The 26282-nt window shown below is 68.7% G+C and carries 20 protein-coding genes; 12 read left to right on the top strand and 8 right to left on the bottom strand.

Annotated elements, in window-relative coordinates; all coding sequences use genetic code 11:
* Window positions 1-104 precede the first annotated feature (104 nt).
* Window positions 105-2768: a DNA polymerase I gene (gene polA, locus ACAG26_RS05930; RefSeq protein WP_370480710.1), complete on the top strand. Its 2664-nt coding sequence runs from the start codon at window positions 105-107 to the stop codon at window positions 2766-2768.
* Here the strand turns inward: polA and ACAG26_RS05925 are convergent.
* Window positions 2765-3925 carry a PrsW family intramembrane metalloprotease gene (locus tag ACAG26_RS05925; RefSeq protein WP_370480451.1) on the bottom strand — a complete coding sequence of 387 codons (1161 nt, stop codon included), beginning with the start codon at window positions 3923-3925 and terminating at the stop codon, window positions 2765-2767. The two genes, polA and ACAG26_RS05925, sit on opposite strands and share 4 nt — an antisense overlap.
* A gap of 40 nt (window positions 3926-3965) precedes the next feature.
* Here ACAG26_RS05925 and ACAG26_RS05920 point away from each other — a divergent pair, with 40 nt between their 5' ends.
* The 7 genes from ACAG26_RS05920 (at window position 3966) to ACAG26_RS05890 (ending at window position 13749) form a co-directional block, all read left to right on the top strand.
* Complete coding sequence (locus ACAG26_RS05920; protein ID WP_370480450.1) at window positions 3966-4598, top strand: TetR family transcriptional regulator; 633 nt, start codon at window positions 3966-3968, stop codon at window positions 4596-4598.
* Window positions 4599-4615: 17 nt separating this feature from the next.
* Window positions 4616-6169, top strand: coding sequence for a carotenoid oxygenase family protein (locus tag ACAG26_RS05915; protein ID WP_370480449.1), 1554 nt, complete (start codon window positions 4616-4618; stop codon window positions 6167-6169).
* Between the two features lie 9 nt (window positions 6170-6178).
* Complete coding sequence (locus ACAG26_RS05910) at window positions 6179-7159, top strand: lysophospholipid acyltransferase family protein (protein WP_370480448.1); 981 nt, start codon at window positions 6179-6181, stop codon at window positions 7157-7159.
* Between the two features lie 128 nt (window positions 7160-7287).
* Window positions 7288-8724, top strand: coding sequence for a 30S ribosomal protein S1 (rpsA, locus tag ACAG26_RS05905; RefSeq protein ID WP_370480447.1), 1437 nt, complete (start codon window positions 7288-7290; stop codon window positions 8722-8724).
* A gap of 9 nt (window positions 8725-8733) precedes the next feature.
* Window positions 8734-9945, top strand: a complete 1212-nt coding sequence (gene coaE / locus ACAG26_RS05900) for a dephospho-CoA kinase (RefSeq protein WP_370480446.1) — start codon at window positions 8734-8736, stop codon at window positions 9943-9945.
* A 508-nt stretch (window positions 9946-10453) separates the two neighbouring features.
* On the top strand, window positions 10454-10876 hold the full coding sequence (locus ACAG26_RS05895; protein ID WP_370480708.1) for an MmpS family transport accessory protein: 423 nt from the start codon (window positions 10454-10456) through the stop codon (window positions 10874-10876).
* Complete coding sequence (locus ACAG26_RS05890) at window positions 10873-13749, top strand: RND family transporter (protein ID WP_370480445.1); 2877 nt, start codon at window positions 10873-10875, stop codon at window positions 13747-13749. Before ACAG26_RS05895 ends, ACAG26_RS05890 begins: the two co-directional genes overlap by 4 nt.
* Here the strand turns inward: ACAG26_RS05890 and ACAG26_RS05885 are convergent.
* Complete coding sequence (locus tag ACAG26_RS05885) at window positions 13742-14254, bottom strand: DUF402 domain-containing protein (RefSeq protein WP_370480707.1); 513 nt, start codon at window positions 14252-14254, stop codon at window positions 13742-13744. The two genes, ACAG26_RS05890 and ACAG26_RS05885, sit on opposite strands and share 8 nt — an antisense overlap.
* A gap of 49 nt (window positions 14255-14303) precedes the next feature.
* Between ACAG26_RS05885 and uvrB the strand changes: the two genes are divergently transcribed.
* Window positions 14304-16475 carry an excinuclease ABC subunit UvrB gene (gene uvrB / locus ACAG26_RS05880; RefSeq protein WP_370480444.1) on the top strand — a complete coding sequence of 724 codons (2172 nt, stop codon included), beginning with the start codon at window positions 14304-14306 and terminating at the stop codon, window positions 16473-16475.
* Window positions 16476-16535: 60 nt separating this feature from the next.
* On the top strand, window positions 16536-17993 hold the full coding sequence (locus ACAG26_RS05875; protein WP_370480443.1) for an MFS transporter: 1458 nt from the start codon (window positions 16536-16538) through the stop codon (window positions 17991-17993).
* A gap of 132 nt (window positions 17994-18125) precedes the next feature.
* Here the strand turns inward: ACAG26_RS05875 and ACAG26_RS05870 are convergent, their stop codons facing one another.
* Window positions 18126-19679 (bottom strand): hypothetical protein, encoded by a 1554-nt coding sequence (locus tag ACAG26_RS05870; RefSeq protein ID WP_370480442.1) that lies wholly within the window; start codon window positions 19677-19679, stop codon window positions 18126-18128.
* Between the two features lie 301 nt (window positions 19680-19980).
* On the opposite strand from ACAG26_RS05870, the gene ACAG26_RS05865 reads away from it, so the two are divergent.
* On the top strand, window positions 19981-20427 hold the full coding sequence (locus ACAG26_RS05865) for a universal stress protein (protein WP_370480441.1): 447 nt from the start codon (window positions 19981-19983) through the stop codon (window positions 20425-20427).
* Between the two features lies 1 nt (window position 20428).
* On the opposite strand, the gene ACAG26_RS05860 is transcribed toward ACAG26_RS05865, so the two are convergent.
* Window positions 20429-21097: an MBL fold metallo-hydrolase gene (locus ACAG26_RS05860; RefSeq protein WP_370480440.1), complete on the bottom strand. Its 669-nt coding sequence runs from the start codon at window positions 21095-21097 to the stop codon at window positions 20429-20431.
* A gap of 84 nt (window positions 21098-21181) precedes the next feature.
* Here ACAG26_RS05860 and uvrA point away from each other — a divergent pair, with 84 nt between their 5' ends.
* A complete protein-coding gene (uvrA, locus tag ACAG26_RS05855) occupies window positions 21182-24097 on the top strand; it encodes an excinuclease ABC subunit UvrA (protein ID WP_370480439.1) in 2916 nt (971 codons plus the stop codon).
* Window positions 24098-24109: 12 nt separating this feature from the next.
* On the opposite strand, the gene ACAG26_RS05850 is transcribed toward uvrA, so the two are convergent.
* From ACAG26_RS05850 to ACAG26_RS05835, 4 genes are read right to left on the bottom strand one after another with little or no spacing between them, the layout of a single operon-like run.
* Entirely contained in the window at window positions 24110-24544 is a 435-nt protein-coding gene (locus ACAG26_RS05850; protein ID WP_370480438.1) for a type II toxin-antitoxin system VapC family toxin, read from the bottom strand.
* Window positions 24541-24825, bottom strand: a complete 285-nt coding sequence (locus ACAG26_RS05845) for a ribbon-helix-helix domain-containing protein (RefSeq protein ID WP_370480437.1) — start codon at window positions 24823-24825, stop codon at window positions 24541-24543. The genes ACAG26_RS05850 and ACAG26_RS05845 overlap by 4 nt, the downstream gene beginning before the upstream one ends.
* 38 nt (window positions 24826-24863) lie before the next feature.
* A complete protein-coding gene (locus ACAG26_RS05840; protein ID WP_370480436.1) occupies window positions 24864-26039 on the bottom strand; it encodes a winged helix DNA-binding domain-containing protein in 1176 nt (391 codons plus the stop codon).
* 3 nt (window positions 26040-26042) lie between these two features.
* Window positions 26043-26273, bottom strand: a complete 231-nt coding sequence (locus tag ACAG26_RS05835; RefSeq protein WP_370480435.1) for a hypothetical protein — start codon at window positions 26271-26273, stop codon at window positions 26043-26045.
* Window positions 26274-26282: the final 9 nt, after the last annotated feature.

Raw genomic sequence — 26282 nt, 5'->3', positions numbered from 1 at the left:
CGATCTCGATGCCCACCACGCATAAGGTTAGGGCCGTGAGCCCAGCCAAGACCGCCAGCGCCAAGGCGACCGCCGACACCGTCGCACCCACCAAACCCACACTCATGCTGCTGGACGGCAATTCGCTGGCGTTCCGGGCGTTCTACGCGCTGCCCGCGGAGAACTTCAAGACCGCCGGCGGCCTGACCACCAACGCGGTCTACGGCTTCACCGCCATGTTGATCAACCTGCTGCGCGACGAAACCCCCACCCACATCGCCGCCGCGTTCGACGTGTCGCGGCAGACCTTCCGCGCCGAGCGCTACCCGGAGTACAAGGCTAACCGCTCCACCACCCCCGACGAGTTCCGCGGCCAGATCGACATCACCAAGGAGGTGCTGGGCGCTTTGGGCATCACCGTGCTCGCCGAGCAGGGTTTCGAGGCCGACGACCTGATCGCCACGCTGGCCACCCAGGCCGAGAAGGAGGGCTACCGGGTGCTGGTGGTCACCGGGGACCGGGATTCGCTGCAGCTGGTCAGCGACGACGTCACGGTGCTGTATCCGCGCAAGGGGGTCAGCGAACTGACCCGCTTCACCCCGGAGGCGGTGGTCGAAAAATACGGGCTGACCCCGGCGCAGTACCCGGATTTCGCCGCGCTGCGCGGCGACCCCAGCGACAACCTGCCCGGCATCCCCGGGGTGGGGGAGAAGACCGCCACCAAATGGATCGCCGAATACGGCTCGCTGCAGGGCCTGGTCGACAACGTCGACACGGTCAAGGGCAAGGTCGGTGACGCGCTGCGGGCCAACCTGGCGTCGGTGGTGCTCAACCGTGAACTCACCGACCTGGTGAAAGACGTGCCGTTGGCGCAGACCCCGGACACCCTGCAGATGCAGCCCTGGGACCGCGACCACATCCACCGGCTCTTCGACGACCTGGAATTCCGGGTGCTGCGCGACCGGCTGTTCGACACGCTGGCGGCCGTCGAACCCGAGGTCGACGAGGGCTTCGACGTGCGCGGCGGCGCGCTGGCGCCGGGCACGGTGGCGGCGTGGCTGGCCGAGCACGCCGGCGACGGCCGGCGGGCCGGGCTGGCGGTGGTGGGCACCCACCTGCCCTACGACGGCGACGCCACCGCGTTGGCGATCGCGGCCGCCGACGGCGAGGGCGGCTACCTGGACACCGCGGCCCTGACCCCCGACGACGACGCCGCGCTGGGCGCCTGGCTGGCGGATCCGGCGCAACCCAAGGCGCTGCACGAGGCCAAGCTGGCCATCCACGACCTGGCCGGGCGGGGCTGGACGCTGGCCGGGGTCACTTCCGACACCGCGCTGGCCGCCTACCTGGTGCGGCCCGGGCAGCGCAGCTTCACCCTCGACGACCTGTCGCTGCGCTATCTGCGCCGCGAGCTGCGCGCCGAAACCTCCGAGGAGCAACAGCTTTCGCTGCTCGACGAGGGCGACGGCGGCGACGACCAGGCCGTGCAGACCACCATTCTGCGCGCGCAGGCGGTGCTGGATCTGGCCGACGCGCTGGATGCCGAGCTGGCCCGGATCGACTCGGCCGCGCTGCTGACCGAGATGGAGCTGCCGGTGCAGGCGGTGCTGGCCGGGATGGAGGGCGTCGGCATCGCGGTCGACCTCGATCGGCTGGGCGCACTGCAAAGCCAATTCGGTGACCAGATCCGCGACGCCGCCGAAGCCGCCTACGCGGTCATCGGCGAACAGATCAACCTCGGCTCGCCCAAACAGCTGCAGACGGTGCTGTTCGACAAGCTGGAGATGCCCAAGACCAAACGCACCAAAACCGGCTACACCACCGACGCCGACGCCCTGCAGTCGCTGTTCGACAAGACCGGCCACCCGTTCTTAGAGCACCTGCTGCGCCACCGCGACGTCACCCGGCTCAAGGTCACCGTGGACGGGCTGCTGAAGTCGGTGGCCGCCGACGGCCGTATCCACACCACCTTCAACCAGACCATCGCCGCGACCGGCCGGCTGTCGTCCACCGAACCGAACCTGCAGAACATCCCGATCCGCACCGAGGCCGGGCGGCTGATCCGGGACGCGTTTGTGGTCGGCGACGGCTATGCCGAGCTGATGACCGCCGACTACAGCCAGATCGAGATGCGCATCATGGCGCATTTGTCGAAGGATGACGGCCTGATTGAGGCCTTCAATACCGGCGAAGACCTGCACTCGTTCGTGGCGTCCCGCGCGTTCGGGGTGCCGATCGAGGAGGTGACCGCCGAGCTGCGGCGCCGGGTCAAGGCGATGTCCTACGGGTTGGCCTACGGGCTGAGCGCCTACGGCCTGTCGCAGCAGCTGAAGATCTCCACCGAAGAGGCCAAGGAGCAGATGGACGCCTACTTCGCCCGGTTCGGCGGGGTGCGCGACTACCTGCACGCGGTGGTGGATCAGGCCCGCAAGGACGGCTACACCTCGACGGTGCTGGGCCGACGCCGCTACCTGCCGGAGCTGGACAGCAGCAACCGCCAGGTCCGGGAGGCCGCCGAGCGGGCCGCGCTCAACGCCCCGATCCAGGGCAGCGCGGCCGACATCATCAAGGTGGCGATGATCGAAGTGGACAAGGCGCTCAACGCATCTGGGCTACGGTCGCGGATGCTGCTGCAGGTGCACGACGAGCTGTTGTTCGAGGTCGCCGACGGGGAGCGCACTCAGCTGGAGGCGCTGGTGCGCGACAAGATGGGCGGCGCCTACCCGCTGGATGTGCCGCTGGAGGTGTCGGTGGGCTACGGGCGTAGCTGGGATTCCGCCGCGCACTAGCAGCTGGGTACCTGCGGCACCCGGTAGGCGGCCAGCCACTGCAGGATCGGCGCGGCCCACCGCGCCGCCACCACCGCCTGCACCTGCTCGTGTTGCAGCGCAAACACCCGCGCGTCCCCGAAGCCGCCGTCGATACGGTCCCGCACGAAGGCCAACTCGACGACCTGGGCGGCGAAATTTCGTACCGCCTTGCCGGCGGGCGGCCCGCCCATCCGCGTCGCGGTGGCGATCGCCGCCTTCCGGTCCCGCATCGACCCCAGCCAGGTGGCCTCGTTGGGGGTGATCAGGCCGGCCGCCACCATGCCGGGCAACTTGCCGGCCACGACGCGTTGCTCCCGGCGGCGGCTGGTGACGCCCAGCGTGATCGCCAGCCCGAACAGCGGCATCATCCAGAACACGTAGGTCAAGAAATACGCCCCCGCCCCCAGCAGGGCGGAGCCGTTCCAGGACGCGTGCAGCAGCACCGCGACGGCGTAGCCGGCCAGCACGCAGCCGACCTTTCCGGCGGCATGGCGTTGGCGCAGCGCGAAATACACGCCGATCCCGGTCATCGTGGTGAACAGCGGATGTGCGAACGGCGCCATCACCAGCCGCATCGCGGCGGTGAGCAGCGAGTGGGCCAGCGTGTCGGCCTCGGCGATGTACAAGATGTCTTCCAGCCAGGCAAAGCCCGCCGCGGTGATCCCGGCGTAGACCAGGCAGTCGGTCAGCGAGTTCATCTGGTTGCGGCGCCGGCCGGTCATCATCACCACCAGGAACAGCCCCTTGGCGGCCTCCTCGATCAACGGGGCACCGACCGCGATGGACGCGCTGCTGGGCGTTTTCGCGCCCGGCGCAATCCACGATTCGAGGGACAACTCCAGCAGCACCGACACCACCACCGCCAGCGACGCGCCCCACCCGAACGCCAGCAGCAGCAGCCGCGGCGGCTCCGGCTCCCACCGGTCCAGCCACAGGTAGGCCAGCAGCACCACCGCGATGCCCAGGCTGGACAGCACGAACCCGATCGCGGCGCCGACCGGGTTGACCGCGGTCAGCAGGATCACGATCAACCCGGCCACCATGCCGAACGCGATGAGCACGCCCAGCGGCGCGCCGACTTTGCGGATGCGCTGCGTCGGCAGCGGCGGTCCGTACGGGAACGGGCGGTAGCTCACCCCAGCAGAGTAGCGACGACGGGCTCGTACGCTAAGCAGCGTGCAGCCCAAAAAGCGTGGTCGCGGCCGGCCGGTCGGTTCCCGCGTCGACCCGGCCCAGCGGCGCGCGGCGCTGCTGGACGCGGCCGAGCGGGCGATCCGCGACCACGGGCCCGACGTCGGGATCGTGGAGATCGCCGGCGCGGCCGGGTTCGTGCGGTCCGCGGTCTACGCCATGTTCCCCAATCGGGATGCCCTGCTGGCGGCGCTGAGCCAACGCACCGCGCACCGGTTGCTGGCCGAAATCAGTACGCGCGCCGAGGGTTCCCTCGACCTGCGGCAGCGGATGGCGCTGTTCTTCGATGTGCTGTGCGGCTGGATGGCGGCCGAGCCGCATCTGTATCGGGCGTTGAACGCCGCGGCGCCGACGAGTGTCTTCGAGGAACTCGCCGGCGCGGTGGAGTTCATGCTGATCAGCTCGTTCGACGGCGCCGACCCCCGGGTGGCGGCGGCGGCGCCGTGGGCGCGGGCCATCGTCGGCTCGGCGGTGGCGGCCGGTGAATGGTGGTGTCGCACCGCGGCGATGTCGCAAGCCGACCTGGTCGAACACCTCACCGCGCTGTGCTGGGAGGGCGGTGCGGCGCTGCCATTCAAAGCCGAGGACATCAAAAGTATTGACAGCAGACGGCGGTAATAGACACACTGTCTTTTATGGTTGTCCACGAGCCCACCGCCCACCCGTCGCCGGCTGCCGCACCGTCGCGGTACTGGGAAAACATCGACGGCGAACACGATCTCGACCTCACCGAGATCACCGGAAACCTGCCCGAGGACCTGACCGGCACGCTGTACCGCAACGGGTCGGGCCGCTGGAGCGTCGGCGACACCCAGGTCGAGAGCGTCTTCGACGCCGACGGCATGGTCAGCGCCTTCGTGCTCGACGGGTCCGGGGTGCGGTTCCGCAACCGGTTCGTCCGCACCCGGCACTATCGGCGCGTCACCGCGGCCGGGCGGCTGGTGGATCGCGGGTTCGCCTATCAACGGCCCGGCGGCGTCGTGGGCAATGCCCTGCGGTTACCGGCCAACACCGCCAACACCAGCGTCATGGTCGCCCCCGACCAGCTGCTGGCGTTGTGGGAGGGTGGGCGCCCGCACGCGCTGGACCTCGACACCCTGGACACCCGCGGCCTGTGCAGCCTGGGCGGGGTGCTGCGTGGCCCGGTCGGCGCGTACTCGGCGCATTACACCTACGATCCGGTCGCCGGCACGAAGGTGAATTTCGGCTTCGACCCGTACTTCCCGCGGCTGGACCCGGCCCGGGCGCTGCGCGGCACCCGCGGCGAGGCGCGCCGGCGTCGGCTGCGGGAGCTGGCGGCCGAGTTCGTTCCGCGGGTCCGGTTGCGGCTCTACGAAACCGACGCGAACGGTGTGACCCGGTATCTGCGGGCGGTGCCGCTGCCGGGGATGGGTGTCGTACACGATATGGCCCTGACGCCGCGGTACGCGATCTTCGTGGTATCGCCGCTGCGGATCAATCCGATGGCGCTGACCGGCTACCAGTCCTATTGGGAATCAATGAAATTCAAACACGGGGAGCCGTCGTACGTTGTCCTTGCCCCGCGTGACGGCGGACCGGTGCGGGTGGTGGAAACCGACCCGTTTTACCACTGGCACTTCACCAACGCCTACGACGACGGCGCCGACGTGGTGGTCGAGTTGCCGCGGTTCGCGCCGCAGACCGTCGCCGCGATGAAGAACTACACCGCCCACATCCGCTCGGACATCGCCCAGGTCGACGGCTACGGCAGCATCCCCGACGCCGTGGTGTTGACCCGGTTCCGGATCACGCCGTCCGGCCGGGTCACCAGCGAACCGCTGGCCGACTTTGGTTGCGAGTTCCCGCAGATCGACCAGCGCCGCTCGACGCTGCGCCACGACATCTCCTACGTGGCGGTCCAGGATCCCGGCCGGTTCCGCGGGCAGGGCATCGCCCGGATCGACCACCGCAGCGGCGCCGTTCAGGCATTCTGCCCGGTCGGGCAGGTGCTGGTGGAGCCCACGTTCGTGCCCCGGCCCGGTGGCACCGCCGAGGAGGACGGCTGGGTGCTGACGGTGGGCTACGACGAGGCCCGGCACCGCAGCCGGTTGATGGTGTTCGACGCCGCGCACCTCGACACCGGGCCGACGGCCGAGGCGTGGCTGCCGTTCCATGTCCCGATGAGCTACCACGGCGCGTTCACCAGCCGGGTGGCGCGCCGGCCGTAAACTCACCGGGTGCCCGAACCCGCCCGACCCGCGCGGGTCTCGCCGCTGGTCCGATACCTCGCGCTGCTCGCCTCCACCGCCTCGCGGCTGCTGCCCGCCCGGCTCATCGACGCAATGTCGGCGGTGCTGGCCCGGCTGGTGTATTGGAAGGGCCACGCCCTGCATTCGCGGGTGCTGCAGGACTTCCGCGACAACGTCGACCCGACGGCCCAGCTGTCGGGCCGCAAATGGCATCCGGTCCGGGCGATGTACCGCGCGCTGGTGCGCAACCTCAACGACGGCATCTGGTTCCTCACCGCGTCACGCGCGGCCGCGCAGCGCCGGTTCGCGATCGCGGACCCCGCCCCGATCGCCGCCGCCCTGGAGGCCGGCCGGTCGGCGGGTCTGGGCGCGCTGGTGGTGTTCCCGCACCTGGGCTCCTACGCGTCGCTGCCGGTGGTGCTCGCCCTCAACAACGTGCCCACCACCGTCGTCGCCAACCGGCAGTCGGGCCTGATGCAGTGGGTGATCACCCGCGGGGCGCGCAAGGCCGGACTGGAATTGGTGGTGGTGGACCGCGCCCGGGGTGCCTCCATCACCGCGGCGATGGAGGACGCCGTCCGGCGCGGTCGCGTTGTGGTGATCGCCGGCGACTACTTCGGGGCCCGGGAGGGCGGCGGCGCCGGGATCCAGGTCGACCTGGCCGGCACCCGCCGCACCATCGGCCCCGGACCCGCGCTGCTGGCCCTGCGCACCGGCGCACCGATCGTTCCCGGTGCGGTGTTTCAGGCCCGGCACCGGCGCGAACCCGTCCTGGGGCCGCCGATTTTCGCTGGGGGCCCGGTCGGCCGCGACGACCCGAACCTAAACGCCCTGGTCCAGGCCACCTCGCAGCGCATCGCCGACGCGATGGCGCGGTTCGTCGAGCGGGAACCGGAGCAGTGGGTGATGCCCGGCGGACTGGTGTCGGACTCGCTGGGCGCCCGGGTCCGACCCGCTCGAGCCGGGTGAGTTTGGTCAGCGTAGAGCAAGTCGAGTAGCCTCGACAGGTAGCTCGCGACTTGATCGCGGGCCGCAGCATGCACAGAAAAAATAACGTCCCGTCCCTACGACCTCACCTGTCCGGAGCAACCTCCCATATGCCAAGTCCCGCCGTCACCTCGCCGCAAGTAGCCGTCAACGACATCGGCTCCGCCGAGGACTTTCTCGCCGCCATCGACAAAACGATCAAATACTTCAACGATGGCGACATCGTCGAAGGGACCATCGTCAAGGTTGACCGGGATGAGGTCCTGCTCGACATCGGCTACAAGACCGAAGGTGTCATTCCGTCCCGCGAGCTGTCCATCAAGCACGACGTCGACCCCCACGAGGTGGTGTCCGTCGGTGACGAGGTCGAGGCCCTGGTTCTCACCAAGGAGGACAAGGAAGGCCGGCTGATCCTGTCCAAGAAGCGCGCGCAGTACGAGCGCGCCTGGGGCACGATCGAGGCGCTCAAGGAGAAGGACGAGGCCGTCAAGGGCACCGTCATCGAGGTCGTCAAGGGCGGCCTGATCCTGGACATCGGGCTGCGCGGCTTCCTGCCGGCGTCGCTGGTGGAGATGCGCCGGGTCCGTGACCTGCAGCCCTACATCGGCAAAGAGATCGAAGCCAAGATCATCGAGCTGGACAAGAACCGCAACAACGTGGTGCTGTCCCGGCGGGCCTGGCTGGAGCAGACCCAGTCCGAGGTGCGCAGCGAGTTCCTCAACCAGCTGCAGAAGGGCGCCATCCGCAAGGGTGTGGTGTCCTCGATCGTCAACTTCGGCGCGTTCGTCGACCTGGGCGGGGTGGACGGCCTGGTGCACGTCTCCGAGCTGAGTTGGAAGCACATCGACCACCCGTCCGAGGTGGTGCAGGTGGGCGACGAGGTCACCGTCGAGGTGCTCGACGTCGACATGGACCGCGAGCGGGTGTCGTTGTCGCTCAAGGCCACCCAGGAAGACCCGTGGCGGCACTTCGCCCGCACCCACGCCATCGGCCAGATCGTGCCCGGCAAGGTCACCAAGCTGGTGCCGTTCGGCGCGTTCGTCCGGGTCGAGGAGGGCATCGAGGGTCTGGTGCACATCTCCGAGCTGGCCGAGCACCACGTCGAGGTGCCCGACCAGGTGGTCGCCGTCGGCGACGACGCCATGGTCAAGGTCATCGACATCGACCTGGAGCGCCGGCGCATCTCGCTGAGCCTCAAGCAGGCCAACGAGGACTACACCGAGGAGTTCGACCCGTCGAAGTACGGTATGGCCGACTCCTACGACGAGCAGGGCAATTACATCTTCCCGGAGGGCTTCGACGCGGAGACCAACGAGTGGCTCGAGGGCTTCGAGAAGCAGCGCGCCGAATGGGAGGCCCGCTACGCCGAGGCCGAGCGTCGCCACAAGATGCACACCGCGCAGATGGAGAAGTTCGCCGCCGCCGACCACGGCGAGTCCGAGCACTCCTCGGGCAACAGCACGCAGCGTGAGGAGTCGGCCGGCGGATCGCTGGCCAGCGACGAGCAGCTGGCTGCGCTGCGGGAGAAGCTCGCCGGCAACGCCTAACCGCCGCGGATGCTGCGGATCGGGCTGACCGGCGGTATCGGCGCCGGCAAGTCGACGGTGTCGGCCGCGTTCAGCGAATGCGGCGGCATCATCGTCGACGGCGATGTCATCGCCCGCGAGGTCGTCGAACCCGGCACCGAGGGGTTGGCCGCGCTGGTCGACGCGTTCGGGTCGGAGATCCTGCTGCCCGACGGGGCGCTGAACCGGCCGGCGCTGGCCGCGGTCGCGTTCAGCGACGACCAGAAGCGGGCCACGCTGAACGGCATCGTGCACCCGTTGGTGGGGCGGCGGCGGGCGGAGTTGATTGCGGCGGCCGCCGAGGATGCGGTCATCGTCGAGGACATCCCGCTGCTGGTCGAATCGCAGATGGCGCCGCTGTTCCCGCTGGTGGTGGTCGTGCACGCCGACGTCGAGACCCGGATGCAGCGGTTGACCGGGCAGCGGGGGATGAGCGAGGCCGACGCGCGGGCCCGGATCGCCGCCCAGGCCACCGAGGAGCAGCGGCGCGCGGTCGCCGATGTCTGGCTGGACAACTCGGGCAGCCAGGCCGACCTTCGCGCGGCCGCCCGCGACCTGTGGCAGCAGCGCATCGCGCCGTTCGCCCACAACCTGGGCGCCGGGCAGGTGGTGCGGCGGCCGGTGCGGGTGGTGCCCGCCGATCCGGGCTGGGCCGCCGCGGGTCAGCGCATCTGTCAGCGCCTGAAGGTCGCCTGCGGTGCGCAGGCGACCCGGGTGGACCACATCGGCTCCACCTCGGTGCCCGGGCTGGACGCCAAGGATGTCATCGACATTCAGGTCACCGTCGAATCCCTCACCGCCGCCGACGAACTCGCCGCGGCGCTGCGCGCCGCCGGATATCCCCGCATCGACCAGATCACCGGCGACGACGTCAAACCCGACGCCCGCAGCACCGTGCCCGGGCTCGACCACAGCAACGACCCCGCGTTGTGGGGCAAGCGGATCCACGGATCGGCCGATCCGGGCCGGCCGACGTTTGTGCACCTGCGGGTGGACGGCTGGCCCAATCAGCAGTTCGCGCTGCTGTTCGGAGCCTGGCTGGCCGCCAACCCCGCGGTGCGTTCGGAGTATGTGGACGTCAAACGGCAAGTCGCGGCGGCACATTCGGACGGCGGCGACTACGCCGACGGGAAAGAACCGTGGTTCCGCGACGCCTACCGGCGGGCCTGGGAGTGGGCCGACGCCGTCGACTGGCGTCCGTAGCGCCGCGGCCGGGTGTTTGCTGGCGGATCGCTGATCGAAGCGGCCCCGACGCGGCGTGGACCGGCCTCACATCGGTGAGTGCGGGATATGTGTCGGGGGTCACGCGTGCCTCGGCGCAGTGATTGCTGCCACCGATGCCTCGGTGCCTGAGCGCCCAGCCCGGCCCGCAAACGGTCGAAGCGGTTCCGCACGCATCGCGTCGCATAGCAGAGAGCAAATCCAATTACTAGCGAAAACGACTGTCGCAGCGTGAATATATGCAGAAATAGCTAAATCTGTTAATGAACGTTCGCGGATCTTACCGGCGCAAGTGTGACGGATTTAACAGATACACTTCGGCAAAAAAGTTATGTAGCATGCCTTACGAATTACTGAGGGCTTGCCGAGAACGCGGCCGACGGCGACGGAATTAAACCCGACGCCTCGGTGCTTACGACATGCATGGGCAACCGCTCCACGCGCGCCGGTGCGCGGATCGATGACGTTTGCGGGTTGAAGGGGACGAGAGATTTTTACGGTCGTGAAGCGGGTGTGGATACCGCTAGTCATCGCGGTAGTCGTCGCCACCGCCGGGTTCGCCGTGTTTCGGCTACACGGCATGGTTGACGCCAAGAAGTCGTCGAGTGACATCATCGACGAATCCAAACCGGTCATCCCCAAAGACGTGATCTATGAGGTGTTCGGGCCGCCGGGCACGACCGGCCAGGCCAACTTCCTCGACGAGCATTCCCAACCCCAGCACGCCGACTTCACCACGCTGCCGTGGTCGTACACGATCTCGACCAAGCTCACCTCGATCTTCGCCAACGTCGTCGCCCAGGGCGACAGCAACTCCATTGGCTGCCGGATCATCGTCAACGGTGAGGTGCGCGACGAGCAGTCGGTGACGACGCATAACGCGCAGGTGTTCTGCTTGGTGAAGTCCGCATGAGCGCGCACATGGCCGAGGCCAAAGCGTCGCGGGTCGCGGTGGCCATCCGGCGGCTGTCTGTGCCGATCATTCTGGGGTGGCTGGTGTTCACCGTCCTGGTGAATGTCGTTGTGCCGCAGCTCGAAGAGGTCGGAAAAGAGAACTCGGTCTCGCTGGCGTCCCGGGACGCGCCGTCCTACAAGGCGATCAAAAAGCAGGGGGCGGAGTTCAAGCAGTTCGACTCCGACAGCATGATCATGGTGCTGCTGGAAAGCGACCAGCCGCTCGGCGATGCGGCGCGCGACTACTACCACCGCCTGGTCAGCCAGCTCAAAGACGACAAAGCGCACGTCGAATACGTGCAGGACTTCTGGGGTGACCGGATCACCGCCGGCGGCGCCCAGAGCATGGACGGCAAGTCCGCCTACGTGCAGCTGAACCTGGTCGGTGACCAAGGCACCACGGCGGGCAAGGAATCCGTGCAGTCGGTGCGCGACATCGTCGAGGCCAACACCCCACCGCCGGGGTTGAAGGTCTATGTCACCGGTCAGGCGGCGCTGACCATGGACATGAACGACGCCGGCGACAAGAGCATGCTCAAGATGACGCTGATCACGTTCGTGGTCATCATGGTCATGCTGCTGACCGTCTACCGCTCCATCGCGACGATGCTGCTCATCTTGTTCACGGTGTTCGTCGAACTCGGGGCGGCGCGCGGACTGATTGCGGTGCTGGCCCACCACCACATCATCGGCTTGTCCACCTTCGCGGTGAACATGCTGACGTCGCTGGCGATCGCGGCCGGCACCGACTACGCGATCTTCCTGATCGGCCGCTACCAGGAAGCCCGCGCGGCCGGCCAGGATCGCATCGCGGCCTATTACACGACGTACCACAGCGTGTCGCACGTCATCCTGGGTTCGGGGTTGACCATCGCCGGCGCCATGTTCTGCCTGAAGTTCACCCGGTTGCCGTACTTCGAATCGCTGGGGGTGCCGTGTTCGCTGGGCATGCTGGTGGTGGTGGCCGGGGCGCTCACGATGGGGCCGGCGGTGCTGCTGATCGGCACCCGCTTCGGTCTGCTCGAATCCAAGCGCAAGGTCACCACCCAGGGGTGGCGGCGCATCGGGACCGCCATCGTGCGGTGGCCCGGACCGATTTTGGCGGTGACGATCATCGTCGCGTTGATCGGCCTCGGGGTGCTGCCGACCTACTCGGTGAACTACAACGACCGGTACTTCATCCCGGCCAGCCTGCCGTCCATTGAGGGCTACCACGCCTCGGACCGGCACTTCTCCAAGGCGCGGATGAACCCCGACGTCCTGCTCATCGTGGCCCAACAGGATCTACGTACCCCGGCCAACATGCTGGTGCTGGACCGCATCGCCAAAAACGTGCTGCGGGTGGAGGGCATCAACAAGGTGCAGAGCATCACCCGACCGTTGGGGGCGCCGATCGACCACAGTTCGATCCCGTTCCAGGTGAGCATGCAGTCGGTGTCGATGACCGAGAACTTGAATTACCTCAAGGACCGGATGGCCGACATGCTGCACATGACCGACCAGCTCGGCGAGATGATCGCCATCATGGAGCGCATGCACGGCCTGATGCAGCAGATGGCCGACACCACGCACCAGATGGTCGGCGATACCCAAGCGATGAAACAGACCACCGACGAAATGCGCGACCACATGGCCGATTTCGACGACTTCTGGCGGCCGATGCGCAACTATCTGTACTGGGAACCGCACTGCTACGACATCCCGATGTGCTGGTCGCTGCGCAGCCTGTTCGACGGGCTCGACGGCATCGACAAGATGACCGAAAGCATCGAGGCGATGCTGGCCGACGTGGAACGCATGGATCAGATCACCCCGCAGCTGGTGGATCAGATTCCGCCGATGATCGCGATCTCCAAGGACATCCGCGACACGACGCTGACGATGTACAGCAGCTTCAACGGGATGATCAACCAGATCGCCCGGATGACCGACACGGCGACCGTGATGGGTCAGGCCTTCGACGCGGCCAAGAACGACGACTTCTTCTACCTGCCGCCGGAGGCGTTCGATAACGCCGACTTCCAGAAGGGCCTCAAGCTGCTGGTCTCCCCGGACGGCAGGTCCGCGCAGATCATCGTCACGCACGAGGGTGACCCGGCGTCCAATGAGGCGTTGGCCAAGACCGAGGCCGAGCTCAAGGCGGCCAAGGAAGCCATCAAGAGCACCCCGCTGGAGGGATCCAAGCTTTACCTGGGTGGCACCGCCCCGACGTATCACGACATCGGGGAGTTCGTGAAGTACGACCTGATGATCGCGGTGATCGCGTCGCTGAGCCTGATCCTGATCATCATGCTGGTGATCACCCGCAGCATCGTGGCGGCCGGGGTGATCGTCGGAACGATCGCGATCTCGCTGGGCTCGTCGTTCGGGCTCTCGGTACTGCTGTGGCAACACATCCTGGGCCTGGAGCTGCACTGGTTCGTGCTGCCGATCACCGTCATCATCCTGTTGGCGGTGGGCTCGGACTACAACCTGCTGCTGGTTTCCCGATTCAAGGAAGAACTCGGCGCCGGTATGAAAACGGCGATCATCCGCGGTGTCGGGGGTTCGGGCAGCGTGGCCACCCAGGCTGGTCTGGTGTTCGCGTTCACCATGGGGTCGATGATCACCAGCGACCTGGTGTCCATCGGTCAGGCTGGGTCGGCGATCTGCCTGGGGCTGCTGTTCGACACCTTCATCATCCGCGCGTTCATGACGCCGGCGATCGCGGCGCTGCTGGGACGCTGGTTCTGGTGGCCGATCAAGGTGCTGCCCACCTCGACGCTGACCGCCCGCCACCGGGCCAGCTCCGAGGATGCGGTCACCACCGAGATCCCGGTGCCGGTCAAGTAGGCCCGTCCCGCCAGGTCAGCACGATGCCGGCGCTGGCCAGCCAGCGGTCCAGGTCGTGGCCGTGCGCGGCCAGCCCGGCCACCGCCGTGGTGGCGCGCTGGACCGCCAGTTCGGCGGTGGCCGTGGCCACCAGCCCCAGCCGGTGGGCTTCGAGCAGCTCGTCCACGTCGGTGAGGGCGGTGTCGCGTCCGGTTCGCACCACCAGATCCAGGTAGTGGTCCATCGACCGCCACCGGTCCGGGCCGGGCGTGTAGTCGCCGACGTCGAGGTAGAAGTCCTGGTCACGCTCGTGGCCGGGGCTGAAATGGAACACGCTCACCCGCAGCCCCAGCGCCGGGAGCAGCCACGACTCCAGGTAGTGGAATTGGGCGCGGCCGGGCGTCGGGCGGGCCATATACAGACCCCACGGCCGCACCGTGTACACGTCCACGGCGCGAACGATCCCCTTGGGGTCGGTGTTGGTGCGCGCGACCAGGTCGAACGTCTCATGCTTGGGCGGGTGGATGGACCGAGCGTAGCTGGTGCTGTCGGTGGTGCGGCCTACCCTAGTGACCATGGCTTTCGCAACAGAACACCCCATCGTTGCGCACTCGGAGTACCGCCCGGCCGCAGAGGACGTAGCGGGGCTGGTGCGCACCGGCGGCCGGTTCGAGGTGGTCAGCCCGTACGCGCCGGCCGGGGACCAGCCCACCGCGATCGACGAGCTGGAACGCCGGATCAGCGCGGGGGAGCGGGACGTGGTGCTGCTGGGCGCCACCGGCACCGGCAAGTCCGCCACCGCCGCCTGGCTCATCGAGCGGGTGCAGCGGCCCACCCTGGTGATGGCGCCGAACAAGACGCTGGCCGCCCAGCTCGCCAACGAGCTGCGAGAGATGTTGCCGCACAACGCCGTCGAGTACTTCGTCTCGTACTACGACTACTACCAGCCGGAGGCGTACATCGCCCAGACCGACACCTACATCGAGAAGGACAGCTCGATCAACGACGACGTCGAGCGGCTGCGGCACTCGGCGACCTCCAGCCTGCTGTCGCGCCGCGACGTGGTGGTGGTGGCGTCGGTGTCCTGTATCTACGGTCTGGGCACCCCGCAGTCCTACCTGGACCGCTCGGTCGAACTGCGGGTCGGCACCGAGGTGCCCCGCGACGCGCTGCTGCGGCTGCTGGTCGACGTGCAATACACCCGCAACGACTTGTCGTTCACCCGCGGCTCGTTCCGGGTCCGCGGCGACACCGTCGAGATCATCCCCTCCTATGAGGAGTTGGCGGTCCGCATCGAATACTTCGGCGACGAGATCGAGGAGCTGTACTACCTGCATCCGCTGACCGGCGACGTGGTCCGCAAGGTGGATTCGCTGCGGATCTTCCCGGCCACCCACTACGTGGCCGGTCCGGAGCGGATGGCGCTCGCCATCTCCACCATCGAAGAGGAGCTGGCCGACCGCCTCGCCGAACTCGAACGGCAAGGCAAACTGCTCGAGGCGCAGCGGCTGCGGATGCGCACCAACTACGACATCGAGATGATGCGCCAGGTCGGGTTCTGCTCGGGCATCGAAAACTATTCACGGCACATCGATGCGCGCGGGCCGGGCAGCCCGCCGGCGACGCTGCTGGACTACTTCCCCGAGGACTTCCTGCTGGTCATCGACGAGTCACACGTCACGGTGCCGCAGATCGGCGGCATGTACGAGGGCGACATGTCCCGCAAACGCAACCTGGTCGAGTACGGTTTCCGGCTGCCGTCGGCGTGCGACAACCGGCCGCTGACCTGGGAGGAGTTCGCCGACCGGATCGGGCAGACGGTGTACATGTCGGCCACCCCGGGACCCTATGAACTCAGCCAGACCGGCGGCGAGTTCGTCGAGCAGGTGATCCGCCCGACCGGGCTGGTCGACCCGAAGGTGGTGGTCAAACCCACCAAGGGGCAGATCGACGACCTGATCGGGGAGATCCGCGCCCGCGCCGAGGCCGACCAGCGGGTGCTGGTCACCACGCTGACCAAGAAGATGGCCGAGGACCTCACCGACTACCTGCTGGAGCTGGGCATCCGGGTGCGTTACCTGCATTCCGAGGTCGACACGCTGCGCCGGGTGGAGCTGCTGCGCCAGCTGCGGCTCGGCGACTACGACGTGCTGGTCGGCATCAACCTGCTGCGCGAGGGCCTGGACCTGCCGGAGGTGTCGCTGGTGGCGATCCTGGACGCCGACAAGGAGGGCTTCCTGCGGTCCACCCGCAGCCTGATCCAGACCATCGGCCGGGCCGCCCGCAACGTGTCCGGTGAGGTGCACATGTACGCCGACAGCATCACCGACTCGATGCGGGAGGCCATCGACGAAACCGAGCGGCGCCGCGCCAAGCAGATCGCCTACAACGAGGCCAACGGCATCGACCCGCAGCCGCTGCGGAAAAAGATCGCCGACATCCTCGACCAGGTGTACCGCGAGGCCGACGACACCGAGACCGTCGAAATCGGCGGGTCCGGCCGCAACGCCTCACGCGGCCGCCGCGCCCAGGGCGAGCCGGGCCGCGCGGTCAGCGCCGGGGTGTTCGAGGGCCGCGACACCGCCAACATGCCGCGCGCCGAGCTGGCGGACCTGATCAAGGATCTGACCGAACAGATGATGACCGCGGCCCGGGATCTGCAGTTTGAGCTGGCCGCCCGGATCCGCGACGAGATCGCCGACCTGAAGAAGGAACTGCGCGGCATGGACGCGGCCGGGCTGAAGTGACGCGCCCGGGCTGGGGAGCGACGTTCGCGTCTCGCCGCCAACCGTGGTTGACTGCACACGGTGGTGCACCTAACAGATGCGGCAGCGACTGACCCGACTGGCACCACCGGCAGCTGGCGCGAACTCCTGGGCCCCCGATATGTGGGGACCGCCGCCGTGCTCGCCGGTGGGGTGGTGCTGTACGCCACCAACGAATTCCTCACGATCAGCCTGCTGCCCAGCACAATCGCCGATATCGGCGGGGAACGGCTGTACGCCTGGGTGACCACGCTGTATTTGGTCGGGTCGGTGGTCGCCGCCGCCGCGGTCAACTCCGTGCTGGTGCGCATCGGTGCGCGGTCGTCCTACCTGCTGGGACTCACCGTGTTCGGCGCGGGCAGCCTGGTGTGTGCGCTGGCACCCAAGATGGAGATCCTGCTGACCGGCCGCCTGCTGCAGGGGGTGGGCGGCGGCCTGCTGGCCGGGCTGGGCTATGCGCTGATCAACGCGGTGCTGCCCAGCGCGCTGTGGACCCGAGCGTCGGCGCTGGTGTCGGCGATGTGGGGGGTCGGCACCCTGGTGGGGCCGGCCGTGGGGGGCTTCTTCGCGCAGTGGGGTCTGTGGCGGTGGACGTTTTCCGCGCTGGCGGTGCTGACCGTGGCGATGGCCGTCGCGGTCGGCGTGGTGCTGCCGGCCGGCCGCGACGACCACCCCGGCGAGCCGATCCGGATGCCGGTGCGGTCGCTGCTGATCCTGGGCGCCGCCGCACTGGTGGTCAGCGCCGCCGAACTCCCGCACAGCTTTATCGCGGCCGCCGGGCTGCTCGCCTTCGGTGGCCTTCTGGTCTGGGCGTTTGTGGTCGTCGACCGGCGCGCCCCGGTAGCGGTGTTGCCGCCCAGCATCTTCCACCCCGGCCGGGAGAAGTGGATCTACCTCACGCTGGGCCTGTTGATGGCCGCCACCAAGGCCAACCTGTATGTGCCGCTGCTGGGGCAGCGGCTGGCGCATCTGCTGCCGCTGGCGGCCGGGTTCCTGGGCGCGGCACTGTCGATCGGCTGGACGGTCAGCGAATTCGTCAGCGCCTCGCTGAGCGCCCGGCGGGTGATCGCGAACCTGGTGGCGGCCGCGCCGCTGATGGTGGCCGGGGGACTGGCGGTCGCCGCGGTCACCCATTTGGGGCACCACAGCCCGGTGGCCGTCGCGGCGATCTGGGCGCTGGCGTTGTTCACCGTCGGCGCCGGGGTCGGGGCGGCCTGGCCGCACCTGTCGGCGTGGGCGATGGGCTGCGTCGACGACCCGGCCGAAGGCGGCACCGCCGCCGCCGCGATCAGCACCGTGCAACTGATCTCCGGGGCGTTCGGCGCCGGGGTGGCCGGGGTGGTGGTCAATATGGCCGACGGCGCCGACGCCTCCGCGGCCCGTTGGCTGTTCGCGGTGTTCGCGGTGCTCGCCACCGTCGGGGTGCTGGCCTCCCGCCGGGCCAGCCGCGGGCAGGCCACCGCGGCGCCGGTGGCGGCGCTCGGCGTGCCCCACGCCTGAACTTCCGGCGCACCCCGCGCCCAACATGCGGCGGACCCCGCGCCGAACGTGCGTCTATGGCGAGGTTTTTCGTGTTTTTCCGCCCTGAGCGCACGTTCGGCGATCAGCGTGCTCGGCGAACCGGGGGGGCGGTCAGCGGGTGGACTTGATCACCTGGGTGCGGTTGAACTGCCACCGTTGCACGACGCGGAACCCGAGCGTATGCAGCACCCGAAAATCCGGGGTGCGGCCAAACACTCGTCCCGGCGGCAGCGTCGCCCCGGACTGCCGGGTGGGCAGCGTCGTGTCGTGGTTGGTGATCGTCCATACGACGCGGCACTTGCGCAGTTCGCCGGTCACCAGCCACACCGCGATGTGCCCGTCCCACAGCCGGCCGATCGCCGGTCCGCGGGGACCGCGCCCCGGATCGACCAACCCGGCAAACGCCGCGGGACGCCCCGCCAGCAACGCCCGGATCGGCCCGGGCGCCCAGGCGCTGGTGTTGTCCACCAGCAGGCAGTCACCCGGGGCGGCCTGAGCCTGGACCACATCGGCCACCTGGCTGTAATCCCAGCCCTCCTTGGCGTGCCGGCCGCGCTGGCTGATCAGATAATTCGGTGCCGCCGCCAGTGCGAACAGCACCAGCAGCACCACCAGTGACCGCGTGCGGGGCGCGAGCGCGGCGAGGCAGACCGCCAGCAGCAGCGCCATCGCCGGGGCGGTGAACACCAGGTAGCGCGGGTAGTAGATCGGCTTGCTCACCGCGGAGTAGATCAGCAGCACACCGGTCGGGAGCACCATCCACGCCACGCAGACCGTCAGCAGTTGCCGGGTCTCGTCGCTGGGCTGCCACCGGCCGGTCAGCCGCATCACCGCGGCCGCACTCAGGACGACGCCGGCCAGCACCGCGAACGGCACGCTGTTGTCGAAGTACTGGTGTTGCGCCACGTCGAGCACGTTGTGCCAGTTGAGCCGGGAGATCCAGCCCACCTGGTAGATCTGGGTCTGGGTGAACAGCACAAACGGGATCACCGCGGCCACCGCGGTGGCCGCGGTGCCCGCCCACCATCCGACCGTCGACCGCGGGCACCGCAGCACCCGGGCCAGCACGCCGTGCACCGCGACAATGAGCACCACAAACACGTTCAGCAGCGTCGCGGCCGCCACCGCCACCCCGTAGGCCAGCCACAGCGCAGCCCGGTTGCGCCGCAATGCGGCGACGCACAGCACGGTGAGCCACACCGCGGCCATCGCGGCGAACGCGTAGGAGCGGGCCTCGACCCCCGCCCAGGTCATCCGCGGCAGCATCGCGAACACGATGCCGGCGCACACCGCGACCCGGCGGGCGCTGAATTGCTGCGCCAGCACCACCACGCCGGCGGCGCCGCCGCCCACCGCCAGGCAGCTGGGCACCCGCGACCAGAACTCGGTGACCGGGAACACCGCATACCAGCCGTGCATCACCAGGTAGTACAGGCCGTGCACCGCGTCGATATGCCCCAACAGCCGCCACAATTCGGGCACCGACCGATCCGCCGCCGCCGAGACGGTGGCGGCCTCGTCGAACCACATCGACGGGTGGCTGGCGCCGGCCGCGCTGAGGATGCCGGCGAACACCGCGACCAGCACCGCATCCCACCGACCGACGCGCCGCCGCGTCGGCTGGGTTGCGCTGGTGACCCGCTCCGGGGTTAGGACAGTATTCAAGGTGTTCGCTACTCGTGTTCGCTCGCCAATCAGACGGTCACGTTACCGGGGTGGTGGCCGCCCTGGTTGCGGTGTCGTCCCGGGGAGCTGGGTCACCATCGCCGCCGCGACGGAATTAGCCAACGCCTACGACCCGGCAGCGGCGCCGGTCACTGTCGGCAAGCTCACGTCGCGGGCCGGTCGGGCATTTGCGCCGGTCGGGCCGGGATCCGACACGGCTGTGTCGTCAATCGCACCCCCTGTGGCCCGGCGACAGGTTACTGTCTCGATGGCCGTTTAACTGAGCAGTGGGAGGGTATTGATGAGCGCGTATCAGACCGTGGTGGTCGGCACGGACGGCTCGGATTCGTCGCTGCGCGCCGTCGACCGCGCGGGCGCGCTCGCGTCGGCGCCCGGCGCGAAACTGATTGTGGCGACCGCGTATCTCCCCGGTGGCGACGACCCGCGGGCGTCGGACATGCTCAAGGACGAGGGGTACAAAACGTCCGGGAACGCCCCCATCTACGCGATCCTGCGGGAAGCCAGCGAGCGGGCCCACGCCGCCGGGGCCGCCAGTGTCGAAGAGCGCTCCGTCGTCGGGGCGCCGGTGGATGCGTTGGTGGACTTGGCCGAAGAGGTCAAGGCGGACCTGCTGGTGGTCGGCAACGTCGGCCTGAGCACGATCGCCGGCCGGCTGCTCGGGTCGGTGCCGGCCAACGTCGCGCGCCGGTCGAAGACCGACGTGCTGATCGTGCACACCACCGGCTGAGCTACCAGCCCCGGTCCCGCCACTCGGCCAGGTGCGGGCGCTCGGCGCCCAGCGTGGTGTCGTCGCCGTGGCCGGGGTAGACCACCGTGGAGTCCGGGTACACGTCGAACACCCGGCGGGTCACATCGCCGAGCAGCCGTTCGAAGTCTCCGGGCTGCCAGGTCTTGCCGACCCCGCCCGGAAACAGGCAGTCCCCGGTGAACAACTGCGTCACCCCGCCGGCGTTCAGGGCCAACGCGACCGAGCCGGGGGTGTGGCCGCGCAGGTGAATGACGTCGAACACCAGCTCGCCGACCGTGATGGTGTCGCCGTCGGCCAGGATGCGGTCCGGTGTCACCGGCAGCGGGTCGGCGTCGAGTTGGTGTGCGGCGGTGGGGGCCCCGGTGGCCTCGGCCACCGCGGTCAGCGCCTGCCAATGGTCGAAGTGCTGGTGGCTGGTGACGATCAGCGCCACCTTGGGCGCATACTCGCGCACCAGATCCAGCAGCAGGTCGGCGTCGTTGGCGGCGTCGATCAGCAGCGTCTCGCCGGTCTTCGCGCACGTCACCAGGTAGGTGTTGTTGTCCATCGGGCCGACCGACACCTTGACGATCGTCGCCCCGGGCAGGGTGCGGCGGGCCGCGGTGCGGGGTTCGACATGGCCGGTGTAGTTGTCGTCGAGGGCTGTCATGATGGCCACGTTACTGCTGGACAATCGCTTGTCGGTACCGGCACCTAGCATGGGATTCATAGTGTGTCCGCTGAAGGGAAAAGTGTGTCGGACCTCCTGATCATCAAGGGTGCGCGTGAGCACAACCTGCGCAGTGTCGACCTCGAGCTGCCGCGGGATGCGTTGATCGTCTTCACCGGGCTGTCCGGCTCGGGCAAGTCGTCGCTGGCGTTCGACACCATCTTCGCCGAGGGCCAGCGCCGCTACGTCGAGTCGCTGTCGGCGTATGCCCGGCAGTTCCTGGGGCAGATGGACAAACCCGACGTCGACTTCATCGAAGGCCTGTCCCCGGCGGTGTCCATCGACCAGAAATCCACCAACCGCAACCCGCGGTCCACGGTCGGCACCATCACCGAGGTCTACGACTACCTGCGGCTGCTGTACGCCCGCGCCGGCACCCCGCACTGCCCGGTGTGCGGGGAGCGCATCGCCCGCCAGACCCCGCAGCAGATCGTCGACCAGGTGCTGGTGATGCCCGAGGGCGCCCGGTTCCAGGTGCTGGCCCCGGTGGTGCGCACCCGCAAAGGCGAATTCGCCGACCTGTTCGAGAAGCTGAACTCGCAGGGCTACAGCCGGGTCCGGGTCGACGGGGTGGTGCATTCGCTGACCGATCCGCCCAAGCTGAAGAAGCAGGAAAAACACGACATTGAGGTGGTCGTCGACCGGCTCACCGTCAAACCGTCCGCCAAGCAGCGGCTCACCGAGTCGGTGGAGACCGCGCTGGGCCTGGCCGACGGCATCGTGGTGCTGGAGTTCCTGGATGACCGGGTCCACGAGGCCGGCCATCACCGCGAGCAGCGGTTCTCCGAGAAGTTGGCCTGCCCCAACGGGCATCCGCTGGCGGTCGACGACCTGGAGCCGCGGTCGTTCTCGTTCAACTCGCCCTACGGCGCCTGCCCGGAGTGCAGCGGGCTGGGCATCCGCAAGGAAGTCGACCCCGACCTGGTGGTGCCCGACCCGGATCGCACCCTGGCCGAGGGCGCGGTGGCGCCGTGGTCGATGGGCCACACCGCGGAGTACTTCACCCGGATGATGGCCAGCCTCGGGGAGGCGATGGGTTTCGACGTCGACACGCCGTGGCGCAAGCTGCCGGCCAAGGCGCGCAAGGCGATCCTGGAGGGCTCCGACGAGCAGGTGCACGTCCGGTACCGCAACCGGTACGGGCGCACCCGGTCCTACTACGCCGACTTCGAAGGCGTGCTGGCGTTCCTGCAGCGCAAGATGGAGCAGACCGAGTCCGAGCTGATGAAGGAACGCTACGAAGGGTTCATGCGCGACGTGCCGTGCCCGGAGTGCGCCGGCACCCGGCTCAAGCCGGAGATCCTGGCCGTGACCCTGGCCGCCGGCGAACAGGCCAAATCGATCGCCGAGGTGTGCGAGCTGTCCATCGGGGACTGCTCGGAGTTCCTGCACGCGCTCACCCTGGGCCCGCGGGAGCAGGCCATCGCCGGGCAGGTGCTCAAGGAGGTGCAGTCCCGGCTGGGGTTCCTGCTCGACGTCGGACTGGAATACCTGACCCTGTCCCGGGCGGCGGCCACCCTGTCCGGCGGTGAGGCGCAACGCATCCGGCTGGCCACCCAGATCGGCTCCGGGCTGGTCGGGGTGCTCTATGTGCTCGACGAGCCGTCCATCGGGCTGCATCAGCGCGACAATCGGCGGCTGATCGAAACCCTCACCCGGCTCCGGGATCTGGGCAACACCCTGATCGTGGTCGAACACGACCTGGACACCATCGCGCACGCCGACTGGATCGTCGACATCGGCCCGGCGGCCGGGGAGCACGGCGGTGAGATCGTGCACAGCGGGCCCTACGACGAGTTGCTGCGGAACAAGGCCTCGATCACCGGCGCCTACCTGTCCGGCCGGGAAAGCATTGCGGTGCCGGCGATCCGGCGCCCCGCCGACCGGCGCCGTCAGCTCACCGTGGTCGGGGCGCGCGAACACAACCTGCGCGGCATCGACGTGGCGTTCCCGCTGGGCGTGCTCACCTCGGTGACCGGGGTGTCCGGTTCCGGGAAGTCGACGCTGGTCAACGACATCCTGGCGGCGGTGCTGGCCAACAAGCTCAACGGCGCCCGGCAGGTGCCCGGCCGGCACACCCGGGTCACCGGCCTGGACCACGTCGACAAACTGGTGCGGGTGGATCAGTCCCCGATCGGGCGCACCCCGCGGTCCAACCCGGCCACCTACACCGGGGTGTTCGACAAGATCCGCGGCCTGTTCGCGGCCACCACCGAGGCCAAAGTCCGCGGCTACCAACCCGGCCGGTTCTCGTTCAACGTCAAAGGCGGGCGCTGCGAGGCGTGCACCGGCGACGGCACCATCAAGATCGAGATGAACTTCCTGCCCGACGTGTACGTGCCGTGCGAGGTCTGCCACGGCGCCCGGTACAACCGGGAAACCCTCGAGGTGCACTACAAGGGCAAAACCATCTCCGAGGTGCTGGACATGTCGATCGAGGAGGCGGCGGAGTTCTTCGAGCCGATCACCGGCATTCACCGCTACCTGCGCACCCTGGTCGACGTCGGCTTGGGTTATGTGCGGCTGGGGCAGCCGGCGCCGACGCTGTCCGGGGGTGAGGCGCAGCGGGTGAAGCTGGCGTCCGAGTTGCAGAAGCGCTCCACCGGCCGCACCGTCTACATCCTCGACGAGCCCACCACCGGCCTGCATTTCGACGACGTCCGCAAGCTGCTCAACGTGCTGGCCGGGCTGGTCGACAAGGGCAACACGGTGATCGTCATCGAACACAACCTGGACGTGATCAAGACGTCGGACTGGATCGTGGACATGGGGCCCGAGGGCGGTGCCGGCGGCGGAACGGTTGTCGCGCAGGGCACCCCGGAAGAGGTGGCGGCGGTGCCGGAAAGCTACACCGGCAAGTTCCTCGCCGAGGTGCTGGAGGCACCCGCGGAACCCGTTGCGCCCCCGGCGCGTCGGCGACGGCGCAAGGTCAGCGCGTAGCGATCGGTCGCGTTAGCTGTCGTCGGGTAGCAGCCGGAATGCCGGAGCGCCAGTCAGGGGAGTGAGAGCGCGGAAATCTCGACGGTCCAAAGTGAGCACCGCGTCGGTTTCGTACTGTTCGGCAACTACCACGGAGACGGCGTCGGTGAGGTCGAGTCGCAAAGCTTCGTAACGGTTTTGGATAGCTCGGGCGATCCGCAGGGTGGCTGCGGGAACGGCCGGGATGGCAATGCGACCGGTGCGTTCCTGCGACAGCAGCCAGTCGTTGATCGCGAGCGCCTGTCGCCGACCGACGTTTCGGGTGGTGATGTGTTCGATCTCGAGGAACACCAACGGGGAGATGACCGTGAGCGCCGCCTCGACCAGGACCTTCCGAGCCGCCCGATGCTCCGGGTCGCGGGAGTTGAAGGCGGCGACAAGCCCGGACGTGTCTCCCACCACGATCATCCCGGGCTGTCTCCGGCAACTTCAGCGACCACCTGATGGATCTCGTCAGCGGTCACCGGATGTCCGAAATCCAACGTAGGAATATCCCATTCCCCGGGCCAGCGACGTGCCCGCAGTGCGGCGAGGTGGAACGCTTCGCGAAAGTACTCGGACTCGGGCCGCCCCTCGCGCGCGGCCGCCTCCTTGATCACCGCAAGATCGTTTTCGTCGACCATCACCGTCGTTTTTTTGAGCGCCATATGGTTATGGTACCCGTGCCATAACACCTTGTTTTCGCTCATCCGGGGGCCTTGCAAGTGGCGCCCATGCCGATTACGCGTTAGCGCATAGCCGTCTTCGCCAGCCGCGACGGAAAGCGCGGACTGATCCGCACCCCGCCCAGCCACTCGCTGAGGTCATCGGCCCGCCGCGCTAGCGCCCGCCGGGCGTCCCGGCCCGGATCGTCCAGCAGCTGCAATTGCACGCGGGCATCGGCGTCCTGGTACCAGCCACCCACCACCCGGCCGTTCCACCACACCGTGGGCCCGGCGTTGCCGTTGTTGTCGAACACCTGGCCGCGGCGCTCGCCCAGGTACCAGTCGCGGTGATACCAGCCCATCACGGTGACGTCGAGGCCGGGCAGCAGCGCGCCCCACGGACCGCTCTCGGGCTCGGGCTCCAGGTCGTCGGGCAGCGCATAGCCGGCTGCGCCGTGCAGGTCGACCTGCACCGCGTCGATGTCGCCCAACGCCTTTCGGGTCGCGGTGAGGGTGCTGCCGAACCACCATTTGAGGTCCTCGGCGGTGGCTGGGCCGAACGCCGCAAGCCAGCGGCGGGTCAGGTCGGCGCGGGCCGCATCCGCGACCATCGGATCACCTCCGGTACCGAGCCAGCTTGCGGTGGTGGCCCAGCGTGGCCGCGACGCCGTCCACGACGCGCCGTTGGGGCCGCGCACGATCTCACCGCGGGCCGACAGCACGGTCAGCACCCGCGGCGCCACCGAAGTCGCGCCGCCGTACCGTTTCCCCGGCGCCGGATCGTAGGTTCCGGCCAGCTCGGGCAGCGCGGCGCGCAACTCGGCGCTGGTCGCGGGTCCGTGCTGCTCGAGGTGTCGCAGCACCGCGGCGCCGGCCCGGCCCAGCCAACGTGCGCCGTCGGCGGCGACCCCGGCCTTTTGGACATCGGCGATCAGGCGGCGCCGCTCGGTGTCGGCGACGCGGTCGCTGGCCGCCGCCTGCACGGCCGGCAGCGCGGCGGCGTCGATCAGCCACAGCGTGCGGCGCATCGCCAGATGCTTGACCATCGACCGCGCCTGGTACAGCTCCCGGTCCAGATTCGCGGTGACAAACCCCGTCGATCGCGCCCACAACGACAGGTACGGGGTCGCCGGGTCGGTGGCGTGCAGTCCGATCAGCGCGGCGGTGATGCCGGTGATCGGTTCGGTGGCACCCTCGCTAGACAGGAAATGTCTGCGCGCCAAGCGGTTTCGCCGCTCGGCGACGGTAAATGTCCGCACCGGTCAGGGCTTGTTCTCGCGCATCGATGCCCGGATCTGCTCCAGTCGCTGCGCGGCGGCGCGTTGCCGGGCCTCGAACTGCTCGTCGACCGTCGCGCCCTCGGCGGTCTCGGCGTCCAACTCCGCGGCGCCCTGGGCGGTGCCGTACCGGGTTTCGATCTTCTCCCGTACGGCGTCGAAGGTGGGAACCCCGTCGGCGGTGTACTCGGGGTGCTCGCTGGTCTCGTCGGGCATAGCGCCACC

Origin of the sequence: Mycobacterium sp. pUA109, from assembly GCF_041287095.1 — a bacterium.
Classification (GTDB): Bacteria; Actinomycetota; Actinomycetes; order Mycobacteriales; family Mycobacteriaceae; genus Mycobacterium.
Note: the sequence above shows the minus strand (reverse complement) of the source record. Positions and strands in the feature narration are given on the sequence as shown.